At 33.7% G+C, this 12,757-nt stretch carries 10 protein-coding genes; 7 read left to right on the forward strand and 3 right to left on the reverse strand.

Annotated elements, in window-relative coordinates; genetic code table 11:
* Window positions 1–148: 148 nt before the first annotated feature.
* Together EAI80_RS09295 and recU are read right to left on the reverse strand one after the other, a co-directional pair.
* Window positions 149–2,806: a transglycosylase domain-containing protein gene (locus EAI80_RS09295; RefSeq protein ID WP_129981801.1), complete on the reverse strand. Its 2,658-nt coding sequence runs from the start codon at window positions 2,804–2,806 to the stop codon at window positions 149–151.
* The gene (recU, locus tag EAI80_RS09300) at window positions 2,803–3,402 is read right to left on the reverse strand and encodes a Holliday junction resolvase RecU (protein ID WP_129981802.1); all 600 of its coding nucleotides are present in this window, start codon (window positions 3,400–3,402) and stop codon (window positions 2,803–2,805) included. Before recU ends, EAI80_RS09295 begins: the two co-directional genes overlap by 4 nt.
* Window positions 3,403–3,523: 121 nt before the next feature.
* On the opposite strand from recU, the gene EAI80_RS09305 reads away from it, so the two are divergent.
* Window positions 3,524–4,441, forward strand: a complete 918-nt coding sequence (locus EAI80_RS09305) for a serine hydrolase (protein ID WP_129981803.1) — start codon at window positions 3,524–3,526, stop codon at window positions 4,439–4,441.
* 20 nt (window positions 4,442–4,461) lie between these two features.
* Here EAI80_RS09305 and EAI80_RS09310 read toward each other — a convergent pair whose 3' ends face one another.
* Window positions 4,462–5,082 (reverse strand): TetR/AcrR family transcriptional regulator, encoded by a 621-nt coding sequence (locus EAI80_RS09310; RefSeq protein ID WP_129981804.1) that lies wholly within the window; start codon window positions 5,080–5,082, stop codon window positions 4,462–4,464.
* Between the two features lie 253 nt (window positions 5,083–5,335).
* On the opposite strand from EAI80_RS09310, the gene EAI80_RS09315 reads away from it, so the two are divergent.
* From EAI80_RS09315 to proS, 6 genes are all read left to right on the forward strand, one after another.
* On the forward strand, window positions 5,336–6,331 hold the full coding sequence (locus EAI80_RS09315; protein WP_129981805.1) for an L-lactate dehydrogenase: 996 nt from the start codon (window positions 5,336–5,338) through the stop codon (window positions 6,329–6,331).
* Between the two features lie 116 nt (window positions 6,332–6,447).
* Window positions 6,448–7,161, forward strand: coding sequence for a hypothetical protein (locus EAI80_RS09320; protein ID WP_117459834.1), 714 nt, complete (start codon window positions 6,448–6,450; stop codon window positions 7,159–7,161).
* A gap of 56 nt (window positions 7,162–7,217) precedes the next feature.
* The gene (locus EAI80_RS09325; RefSeq protein WP_238634555.1) at window positions 7,218–8,621 is read left to right on the forward strand and encodes a TrkH family potassium uptake protein; all 1,404 of its coding nucleotides are present in this window, start codon (window positions 7,218–7,220) and stop codon (window positions 8,619–8,621) included.
* Between the two features lie 11 nt (window positions 8,622–8,632).
* Complete coding sequence (locus tag EAI80_RS09330) at window positions 8,633–9,307, forward strand: TrkA family potassium uptake protein (protein ID WP_022424212.1); 675 nt, start codon at window positions 8,633–8,635, stop codon at window positions 9,305–9,307.
* 43 nt (window positions 9,308–9,350) lie between these two features.
* Window positions 9,351–11,108, forward strand: coding sequence for a hypothetical protein (locus tag EAI80_RS09335; RefSeq protein ID WP_129981807.1), 1,758 nt, complete (start codon window positions 9,351–9,353; stop codon window positions 11,106–11,108).
* 96 nt (window positions 11,109–11,204) lie between these two features.
* Window positions 11,205–12,644 (forward strand): proline--tRNA ligase, encoded by a 1,440-nt coding sequence (gene proS, locus EAI80_RS09340; RefSeq protein ID WP_129981808.1) that lies wholly within the window; start codon window positions 11,205–11,207, stop codon window positions 12,642–12,644.
* Window positions 12,645–12,757 lie beyond the last annotated feature (113 nt).

Here is a 12,757-nt window from a genome sequence, read left to right on the forward strand (position 1 = left end):
ATTTACATAGTTTACACATAAAAAATATCCTCCTGGTTATTACACCTAGAGGATATCTTTATTTCTAATCAATTTTAAGTACTTTTTTATTTAATGTCCTTGACACGGGGTCCACATTAATCCATAAGGATTCTTTTTTTTGGAAACCTTATTGTTCTTGTGTATCAGTTGTCTGTACTGTGAAATGGATAGAACCAATAGTTTTTGTTTCACCACTTGAATTCTTTTCAGTAAATGAAATCGTATATGATCTGCCACTAGATAATCCACTAATTGTTGCACTGCTTCCACAATTCAATGATTGACTATTTCCATTACATGTCACAATCATTGTATGTCCATTTGGACCAGATGTGCTGACATTAACTGAAGTGGCTGAAATAGTTCCTCCATTTGATATAGCTGTACCATTTGCAGTAACACTGAAGGTTGCAGTACCTACAGCTGTACTTCCAGTAGATAATCTTACTGACTTCTTATTAGAAGTTGTGTCACCACTCTTTAGTTTATAATAACCAGTTACTGTGTATGTCTTACCTGATTCAGTGTTATATACAAGTGTTCCACTTGTAGAAGATAATGTTTCAGTCTTTGTAGAAGAACCATCACTGATTTCTACAACACAAGTGATCTTACCTTCATATTCAGGATCATAAGAACCAAATGTGACTGAAATTGAATTGTTTGAATTCAATGATGCATTAAATGATGTTAACTCAGGTACTTTATATTCATTAGCATAAGAAGAACCATCATCTACACCACTCGGACCATGTCCCTTAACAAACCAAGCAGTCACAATCTTTTCTTCTGGTGTAGAAGAACTTGGAGATACATATGGATATACACCCTTAACCATACGTGCCTGTTCAACATTACTTGGTGTTTCATAGCTATTTTCCATCTTACGAGTGTCAAGTTTCTTCGCAATTTTTGCGGCAATTGATTTTGCATCATTCATACCACTTGCAAGATATTTATGTTTCTTTGTAGATATTTCTGCAGGGAAACCATTCCAGCAGGCCCATGCATAATCAGGTGAATAAGCACAAAGCCAATGGTCTTTATCCTTGCCAGCTAAAGCTGGGATAGTTGCATCAAAGTTAGAAGTACCAGTCTTTGCACCAATCTGAGAACCGATATCAAATGCTGAGTAGCTTCCATTACTCTTTACATAGCTTGTCATAACCTGACGAAGTAAGAAAGCAGTAGAATCTTTCATTCCTTCACTTGCCTGTTTCTGAATATCATCATCTACATTAATCGTTTCACCAGTTGTATTAATCACAATCTTCTGAATTGTATGTGGCTTAATATACGTACCACCATTTGAGATAGCTGCATAAGCAGCTGCCTGCATAGTAGGTGTTGTACCATACTTCCAACCACCAATGGCATAGTTTAAGTTGAAATCTTCATCATCCATGTTATAGCCTAGGCCTTTTAAGAAGCTAACAACCTGATTATTACCAACCTTCTTAAGAACACTATTTAAAGTATGAATAGCAGCTAAGTTCCATGAATTTGCAAGAGCATCTTCAAGAAGAACATCACCATGGTAATTGTTATCCCAGTTCTTTGGATGCCAGCTACCCTGAGTAAATTCTGAGTCATCTACTGTATGTCCAGTAGACCAGTTGAGATATTCAAATGCAGTTGCATAGTCAAGAATAGGTTTGATAGAAGAACCTGGCTGTCTTCTATTCTTTAATGTATAAGCATAATCTAGATAAGTCGCATCAGAATTATTCGCACGATAATTTTTCGCACTCATTAAACCAATAATACGTCCAGTCTTTGATTCAAGCACTGAAGCAGCTGCCTGCATCTCACTGTCAGTAAACTTATAGTTCTTGCCTGAAGAAACATCATCAAGATATTCCTGCATATCATGATCCATATAAGTATAGATTGTCATCTTTGTCTTATTAGGGTCATAACCTAAATCTTTAGCTTCTTGAGTAACACGATCAACATAAGAAGCATATTTACCATTTGTTTGGATTGGATCATATTTTAATATGTTTTCAACCTTTACGCTTTTCGCATTGTCTCTTTCTTTTTCACTAATATATCCATGTTCATACATCAAGTTAAGGATAATATTTCTTCTTTTTGTTGCAAGAGTCAAATTCTTAAATGGGTCATATGAAACAGGAGAATTAATTGTACCAGCAAGCAATGCAGCTTCTGGTAAAGTTAACTGATCAGGGCTCTTTCCAAAATAATAGTAGCTTGCCCCATAAATACCAATAGAACTATTTGACTTACCAAAATAAATCTTATTGAGATATAGTTCAAGTACTTTCTGTTTAGTAGTCTGCTGAGTCGCTTCAATAGAAAGAATGACTTCTCCAACCTTTCTTTCAATTGTTTTTTCTTCATATGGATAATATGTCTTTTTGATGAGCTGCTGAGTAATTGTAGAACCACCTGCAACAGTATGACCTGCTAAGATATTTGACATAAGAGCTTTAATAATACGTGGAATATCAAAACCCTTATGTACAAAAAAACGAGAGTCTTCTGCAGCAACTACAGCATCAATCATTACTTCAGGAATATCATCATAACTTACATATTTCCCAATAGAACTACCATACTTGTAATAGGTTTCTCCATCCTGAGAAACCTGAGAAGAGTAGGAAGTTGTTGTAAGATTATCAATATCAAAATTACTGATTTGCTGATAAATCTTAAATCCAAGGTAACCACTACCGCTCGCTACAAGAACACATAATGCGATAATACATATCTTAATTGTTTTCTTTATCTGCTTAAGGTCCTTGGTTGATTGAACTTTCATAAAGTGTCCTCCTTAAGGTAAAATTCATCGATTACATCTAAATAAGCGAGTCTTGGCTGATAGCCCTGCTTAATAAGATGTCCACTTTCTTTCACTTCATCATAACTTATATGCTGCTTCTTGTCATGAAAAAAGCGCTCTACCATAATCGAAGCATCTAACAAATAAACTTCTCCTACAGATGTGAAGGCAATAATAATAAAGGCAATTCCCCCATGACGTGAGACACGTGCGAGATGATTGATCTGATGCTCAGAAATATTACGAAAAGGGAATCGTAAAGATTTAGTTTCTTTTGCTTCAAAATCAATATATCTGCCTTTATAAATTCCATTATAATCCGTAGTAGAAGGGGCCTGATAGTATGCTTCAACTATACGGGCTTTATTTCGTGAAGGATAATCGACTTTTACAATCTGGATAGGTGTCGGTTTTTTATATATGACAGCCTGATCGACAGATAAGTAATAGGTGTTAGATAGGTTGATGTCTTCTTCTAAGCTCATCCCACGAAAAGCAGTATAATGCTTACTTGTAGATTTCTTAGGGATAGACACATTAGCCGGTGCCTTTTTAAGGTTTGGATAATTAACCATACTATTTCTCCTTTACCAAATCATTATAACATATTATTATTCAAAAAGAATGAAAAATGATGGAAGAAGATTGATGAATAGGTTTAAAATAGTTATCATATTTCAAAGAGGTGATTAAAAAATGAAATATCGTAAATGGATTACAATGATATGCGCTGCATTCATGCTTTGTGCATGTACTTCAAAGCAGCCTGAAAAAAAGAAAACAAATACAATCTCGCATGCCGCAAAACAAAAAGAAGAGAAAATCAATTCTATCCCTCAACCAGCACTTAATACAGAAGAAGTGTCAGCAGTTGTGATGGATGCGGAATCAGGAAAGGTGTATTATGCGAAAAATGAACAGGAATCACGTTATCCTGCTTCTACAATTAAACTATTAAGTGCCCTTGTTGCAATAGAGTATTATAAGGATGATGATCTTCTTACTACAAAGAATATTATGTCTTTACCAGATCGTGTGTTTGCCTATACTGAACCTGTACATGATGGTGAACAGATTCCTTTTAAAGATGTTATTCGTGGTATGCTTTTAAAGAGTTCTAATGAAATGGCTTTAACTCTTGCTGAAAACTATCAAGGTGGTTATGATGCTTTTATTAACGCAATGAACAAGAAAGCAAAAAAACTAGGTTGTCAAAAGGTAGAGGTGTCTAATCCTCATGGACTCAGCTATGCCCAAAAGGGATGGCTTAAAGAGACCTGTAGTACAAAGGATATGGCACTTATTGCGAAAGCATTTTATAAGAATAAAGAGTTAAGAAATATTATTTCTACACCAAGCTATACTTTTGAATCAAATCAATATCGTACAATGCAGAATGTAAAGATGACCCAGCAGGCTTCTCCTTATTATGATGAAAGAGTCGTTGGGGGAAAGACAGGCTTTACTAATCTTGCGAAAAGATGTTTAGTTACTTATTCTAAGGTAAATAACAAAACAATCATTACAGTTATATTTAAAGAAAACTCACGTGAAGAAACTTATACAGATACTAAAAAGCTTCTTGATTATGTGAATGAGGTTTTAGCGGCATAGAAAAAATGCTGCTTTTTTTATTAAGCAGCATGAAGTAAAGTACGTATTAAATCAAATAGATAAGGCTTATAGTCCTCAATAGGGCAGGGAACCTTATTGACAATACAGCTAAAGCAAGTTGAACCTACAAGCTCTACTATAGTAAAGAAGGTAATATCAATATTTTTAATATTAAGATTCTCTCTTTCTACACCTTCCTTAAATAATTCATATAGACTAAGATGATCTGTTTCTTCTAGAATCTTTGTAAGTTCCTGAGAGTAGACACCAAGAGATAAGTCTTTATTCATTAAGGTCAAGAATGTAGGATTGGCTACAAGAGCATCAATCACATGATTGATGATAAAAATCATAGAATCATCAAAATGGGTGATCTCAGGATGTTTTTTTAATTCGTTCACTGCATCATCGAATAAATCAGTACTGATTTCCTGTACAATATGGTTTCTAATATCATATTTGTCTTTGAAATATAAATAAAAAGTACCTTTTGCAACCTTTGCTTTATTTACAATGTCAGAAATAGATGTATTATTAAAATTCTTTTCTGCAAATAATGCAGTGGCACTTGCTAGAAGACGTTCCCTTTTTTCTTCTTTATTCTTTTCTATCTTAGATTTAATATCACTCAGAGCATTCATATAAATCCCTCCAATATTTATTATACCAACAAATGACCACAAGTCAATTTAAGCAACATTTTCATTGTAACAAATTTATAGCAATGAATTCGCTTACACTTACATTCTCTGAAACACAGAAAGCGTTATCATCAAAAAACCATGGATTTATCAACTAAATTCAAATGAATTTTTTTATTTAATTAGCAAATATTTTATTGTATTTGGGAAATGATTATACTATACTTCTAGGTATAGGAGAGTGAAATGAATTATGGCAATGACAGATTATTTAAATGATATGCCAGCTCAGGGTAACCGTAAAGTTGTTCTAGTTGGTACAGGTTTTGTAGGTATGAGTATGGCTTATACTTTAATGAACCACAAAGGTATTGATGAACTTGTATTAGTTGATGTTAATACTGAAAAGGCAGAAGGGGAAGCAATGGACTTAGTTCATGGTTTACCATATGCAAACGGTAAATTAAAGGTTTATGCAGGTGATTATTCTGACTGTACTGATGCAAACGTTATCGTTGTAACTGCTGGTGCAGCTCAGAAACCAGGTCAGACAAGACTTGAATTAGTTGCAATCAACACAAAGATCATGGCTTCAGTTGGTAAGGCTATTAAGGAATCAGGATTCAATGGTGTAATCGTAGTAGCTTCTAACCCATGCGATATCATGACTTACGTAATGCAGAAGGCTACTGGTCTTCATCCATACCAGGTTCTTGGTTCAGGAACTATGCTTGATACAGCAAGATTAAGATATGAAATTGGTAACTTCTTCGAAGTAAACCCAGCTTCAGTTCATGGTTATATCATGGGGGAACATGGTGATAGCTCATTCGTATCTTGGACAAATGCTTATATCGGATGTAAATCACTTCTTGAAGTTGTAGAAGAAAGAGAAGTACCATTTGATCAGTTACAGAGAATTTACGAACAGGTAAGAGATGCTGCTTATGAAATCATCAATAAGAAGAGAGCAACTTATTATGGTATCGGTATGTCTCTTGCTAGATTAGTAGATGCTATCTTAAACAACGAAAATACAGTACTTCCATTATCATGCTACCTTGAAGGTCAGTATGGTCATGAAGGTTTATATATCGGTGTTCCAGCAATCATCAATAGAGCAGGTATCCGTGAAATCTTAACATTACCTTTAACTGAATCTGATCAGGAAAAATTTGACAGATCTTGTAGCACATTACAGGAAATCATTGATACTACTGTAACTCCAATTCTTGAAGGAAAAGAATAAGATTGATTTTCACTTGAACTCTTAGGCTTGCGCCTAGGAGTTTTTTTTGCTTCACATGAAATTAAGAGTCATACTAAGTAAAGTGTGCTATAATAGATGGACTAGGAGGGAAATTCATGAATAATAACGAATTTGAATATAGTGAAAAAACAAAACGTCGTGTTAGAATCTTTAAGAGAATTTTATCGTTTATTGTACTTATTCTTGCAATTGCGACAATGGTTGCTTTATTCTATGTAAAAAAAGAAAAGATGCGCGTCCGCTTGTTCTTCTCACTATTACAATATATTGCGATGAGTATTGTCTTAATATCCCCAAGACTTTTAAAGAAATTCGCAAACTTTGAAGTACCTGTTGAAGTACATATCAGTGTCACTGCCTTTGCGTTTTTGGGACTTGTGCTTGGAGATGGTTTGAACTTCTATGGAAAGATTGGCTGGTGGGATTCATTACTTCACTTTACTTCAGGTATTATTCTTTCATTTATCGCTTTATGGCTATTACAGATGCTTATTCTACGTAGAAAATACCTTTTTATGCACCGTGCATTATTATATATATTTGTAGTTGCTTTTTCACTTGCAGTAGGGGCAGTATGGGAATTATGTGAATATACAGTAGATGATATTTTCCATACAAATAACCAGCAATATATGGCAACTACACGTGCGACTATCGTATCAAGTGATGATGAACCATTAGAAGGACATGATGCTCTCGCTGATACAATGAAGGATCTTGCACTTGATCTTGCAGGGGCTATTTTAGTCGTATGTTATGAATGTTCTAAGAAAGAAATTACACAATATTATGTTTCTAAGAAAGACTAGTATTGGATTTGTCACATCTTGGTGTTAGAATAGATGCGATTATAGGAGATTTAGTTATGAAAGATATTGTTTTAACTAGACGAAAGCATTCTGGCCGTCTTACTGCACCAAAGAAAGTATCACTTTCTTTTCTTGCAGTAATTATAATAGGTGCTATAGTACTTTCTTTACCATTTTCAAATAAGAAAGAAGCAGCAAGCTTTTTGGATAACCTCTTTGTTGCAACATCTGCTGTATGTGTAACAGGGTTATCACCTTTGACAGTTGTGGATCAATATAACCTCTTTGGTCAGACAGTTCTTATTATTCTTGTTCAAATTGGTGGTCTTGGATTCTTAACTTTCTTATATCTTTTCTTGTTTCTTGCAAGACAAAGAATTACTCTAAGTAGAAAGCTTGTTTTTACTGAAGCACTCAACCAGAATTCTTTAAGTATGCTTCCAAGACTCTTAAAAACTATTTTTATTTATACTGTTTCAATAGAAACGATTGGATTAATATTCTTCTCAATGTTTTTTATACCTCGTTTAGGTGCTCTTAAAGGCTTATATTATGGTATATGGCATTCTATTAGTGCATTTTGTAATGCCGGATTTGATTTATGTGGATCTACATCACTTATTGCCTATAACACAAATCCAATTATTAACTTTATCGTACCATTTGAAATTATCATGGGTGGTCTAGGTTTTATTGTAGTATTAGATATTCATGATAAATATATTAAAGAAAAGAGAAGATCATCAAGCTTTTCGTGGCGTCATCTATTTGGCAGCTTTGCCCTACATACAAAGATAGTATTAATGATGACTGTATCTTTGGTTTTTATAGGAACATTATTATTCCTTATAATGGAATTTAACAATCCATTAACTATTGGAAAAATGAATTTTGTAAATAAACTTGTAGTTTCATTCTTCCAATCAGTCACTACACGTACTGCTGGATTCTCAACAGTGGATATGTATTCACTTAATAGAGTTACAAAAATATTGATGTGTTCTCTTATGTTTATCGGTGGGTCTCCTGCATCTACTGCCGGAGGTATTAAAACAGTTACTTTTGCACTTGTATTACTATTAATGAGAACAACTTATCGTGGTATTGAAGAAACAACAGTATTCCAGCGTCGTATCAAGAAAAGAACACTCGTAAGAGCTTTTTCTATCTTTTTCCTTGGACTAATGCTTTGTATTATTTCATCTTCTATTATGCTTATAACAGAACCTAAACAGGATTATTTAAATATCCTAATGGAAGTATTCTCAGCATTTGGTACAGTAGGACTTAGTGCATCTGTTACACCTGCATTAAGTATAGTTGGTAAATGTGTAGATATTATCTTGATGTATGCTGGACGTATTGGCCCTATTTCATTAATGATTTTATTTACTAAACGTTCACATGATAAAAATACAAAAGAATTTAAATATCCAGATGAGGATGTACTTGTTGGCTAGGAGGAGTAAACATGAGTAATAAACCAAAACAGGTCGCTATTTTAGGATTAGGTATCTTTGGAAGCACACTTGCTGAAACATTAGAAGACTTCGGAGTAGAAGTTCTTGCAGTAGATATTGATCCAGTATGTGTCAGTAGAATTAAAGACAATGTTACTAAAGCAATTGTAGCTGATGTTACTGATCGTGAACAGCTACTAGAACTTGATATCAATACATTTGATGTAGCTGTTGTAGCTATTTCTAAGCACTTTGAAGAAGCAGTAACATGTACACTATTATTAAAGGAATTAAATGTCCCTTATGTTATTGCGAAAGCACGTACAAAACGTAAGAAAATCATTCTAGAAAAAGTAGGGGCTGATCGTGTTATTAATACAGAAAAAGAAATGGCTTATAAGCTTGCTAAACATTTATTAAGACGTTCTATTGTAGATTTAGTAGAACTTGATGAAGAATATTCTATCGTAGAAATTAGGACACTTAAGGATTGGGAAGGCAAATCGCTTTCTAATGTTAATATCCGTCGAGTTTATGGTATGAACGTTGTAGGTATTAAACCTCAAGGTTCACTTAAGATGACAATGGACTTTAGTGCTGATTATATTATTCAGCCAGGAGATCATTTCCTTGTTGTAAGTAAAACAAAAGAAGTAGAAAAATGGGATTTTCTCACTAAGGAATAGCAAAAGGCTATTCCTTTTTCTATAATAGTAACAGGAGGACATTATGAACTTATTACAACTCACAATAAAAACATTTGATAAGAATGTTGAGACTGACTTTACTTCTTTTAAGAATCATATAAATTATATTGAAGATCATAATACAGTCATCAACGGTCTCACATTCGCTTTTTTTGGTTTAACAGAAATTATTATTAAGAGAGTTTATCTCACATTTGAACTAAACAATACCATACATACTATTGAACGTGTGTATCAATCAGGAAGATGTATTCTTCGATGTGATGATCTAGAAAATGAAGAAGCTCAGCACCTTGTCCACAATATTTTAAATATGAATTATAATCAGTTCCTACATCAATTTATTATGTCTTCTTCTTTTATAGAAACTTGGATTCAATCACCTACAGAGGCACTTATGCGTTCCTTTATATCTACAAAACCTGTCATGACGAGTGATACAAAAATGATAGAGGAACAGATTAATGACACAATGGCTTTCTTAAATAGTTATGAAGATTATAAGAGCGCATGTGCTTATATTAGTAAGAATAAGCCTTATCTATCTCTCTATTCCAATCATTTAGATCAATTAGAAAAATCATTAGAAGATAAGAAAAAGAAAGTATTACGTGAAATTGAACTAGTTACTGAATTAGATGATATGGAAAAGAAAGCAGCTATCAGAAAGCAGCAGCAACAGACAATAGATAAAAGAAGAGAAGGACTCAATGCTTTATCTTTACTCTATGATGAATACTTAATATCACAGGATCATCTATTTGATTTAGAAGCATCTTATACACGTGCTGTGTATCTTTATGGTAGTGAAAATGATGATTATATGCGTATGTATCATCATTATATAAATAGTATTGCGGGTATACTTGCAAAGGATTTAAAGGAAGGAACACCTTGTCCTGTATGTGGTTCACTTCATCATCCTAAACCTTGTTTAATAGAAGGAAGAGAAATATCTCAGGAACTTCTTTTTAAGAAAGAAGCTATATTAGAAAAAACAAGAACAGATTTAGAAAAGAAACGCTTAGAAAAAGCAACCTATATGGTGCGTCATCAAAGACTCATAGAAAAGATTATAGAAAAGAAAAAAGAATTAGATATTACAGAAGATATTTCTAAAGAAATGTTTATTAGAGAACTCAGTGTATTAAATACAGATTATTTATCTCATTATAAGAAGGATAAGAAGCTCTTAGATGAAATAGGTTATCTACACAAATTAGAAAAACATCTTCCAGCACTTAAACAGGATTATCATGAAATACTTATGGCAATTGAAGAAGTCAAAGAAGAATATCTTACATTACAGAAGAAGATTAAACATGCAGAAAGGTTCTGTGATGAAATCATTCAAAAATATCCTTTTATTATGTATGTTGATGAAAACGTCATAGAAAATAAGAAGAAAGAATGTTTGAATAATCAAAAGATACTTACATTACTTCATAAGCAGACAATACCTCTAGAAGAAGATGTCACATCTTTTATCACTCAATTAATGAATACTGCTAACCGGTTACTCAAACAAATCACCCATGATCGTCTTCAACTTATACTTGATAATAAACTTTACCTTCAAGAAGAGGATCATCTCTCTCTGGTGGAGGATTCTTCAATGATTGGCTTATGTATAATTGTTTTAGGATATAGTCTATCTTCTTTGATTTCACATCAGGATATATTATTCATTGATTACTCATTACAGGAAGATTATCACGAAACATTAATCAATACACTCTCTATATCCCCTTATTTTTCAAGACTCTATATCACTAAATAAGTGAATATAACACATTATTATCACCATGATTTGGATTAATCCTTTTCATTTTCACAAAAATAGTTATAATATTATCGTACAAGAGAGGAGAAAGTTATGGCAAAAAATAATATTAAAAATGATGCAATTACACCTAGAGACGTTGACTTTGCACAATGGTATACAGATGTATGTCGTAAAGCAGAATTAATGGATTACTCAAGTGTAAAAGGATTCATTATTTATCGCCCATATGGTTATGCTTTATGGGAACAGATTCAGAGTTATATGGATAAGAGATTTAAGGAAACAGGACATCAGAATGTTTATATGCCAATGTTAATTCCTGAATCTCTATTAAATAAAGAAAAGGATCATGTAGAAGGATTTGCACCTGAATGTGCAGTTGTGACTAAAGGTGGTTTAGATGATTTAGAAGAACACTTAATTGTTAGACCTACTTCAGAAACATTATTCTGTGAACATTATGCTAAGATTGTAAATTCTTATCGTGATCTACCAAAGAAATATAACCAGTGGTGTTCAGTAGTAAGATGGGAAAAGACTACAAGACCATTCTTACGTGGTTCTGAATTCTTATGGCAGGAAGGTCATACAATTCATGCAACAGAAGAAGAAGCTCGTTCTGAAACATTAATGATGAGAGATATCTATGAAGAAACAGCAAAAGAATTACTTGCAATCCCAATGTTAACAGGGCGTAAGACAGAAAGAGAAAAGTTTGCAGGTGCAGAAGAAACTTATACTATTGAAGCATTAATGCATGATGGTAAGGCTCTTCAGTCTGGTACATCTCATTACTTTGGTCAGGGATTTGCGAAAGCATTCAATATGACATTCTTAGATAAGGATAACAAGTTAAAACATGTTTATCAGACATCTTGGGGTGTATCTACAAGATTATTAGGTGCTATTATCATGGTTCATGGTGATGACAATGGTCTTGTATTACCACCTAGACTTGCTCCTACACAGGTAGTGATTATCCCTATTCAGCAGAAGAAGGATGGTGTACTTGAAAAAGCAGATGAAATCGCTGAGCAGTTAAAAGCAGCAGGTATGAGAGTAAGTGTAGATGCAAGTGATAAATCACCTGGATGGAAGTTCTCTGAAGCAGAAATGCGTGGTATTCCAGTACGTATTGAAGTAGGGCCTCGTGATATCGAAAATGGTCATTGTGTTGTTGTAAAACGTAACGATGGTGTCAAGACTCAGATGGACTTAGATGAAAATCTTCCACAGGCAATTCATGATACATTAGAAACAATTCATCAGGAAATGTATGATAAGGCAGCAGCATTCTTAAATAGCCATATCACTCGTGTTAATACTTTAGAAGAAGTAGGTGAAGTATTAGATGAAAAGGGTGGCTATGTCAAGATGAACTGGTGTGGTGAAGAAGCATGCGAATTAAAGATCAAAGAACTTTATCAGGCAACATCACGTTGTATCGATGAACATGAAGAAGCAGATGGCGTATGTCCATGCTGTGGTAAAAAAGCAAAACATGTAGTTTATTTTGCAAGAGCATATTAATAAAATGAATCCCGACAATTTGTTGGGATTTTTTTGCGTGTGCCGGGCATGGCACTAATTCAGTCGGAGATAGTCTGACCACAGGTATTTACCGCCAAGTGTAGTGAACCACA

This window comes from Catenibacterium sp. co_0103 (assembly GCF_004168205.1).
GTDB lineage: Bacteria > Bacillota_I > Bacilli_A > Erysipelotrichales > Coprobacillaceae > Catenibacterium > Catenibacterium mitsuoka_A.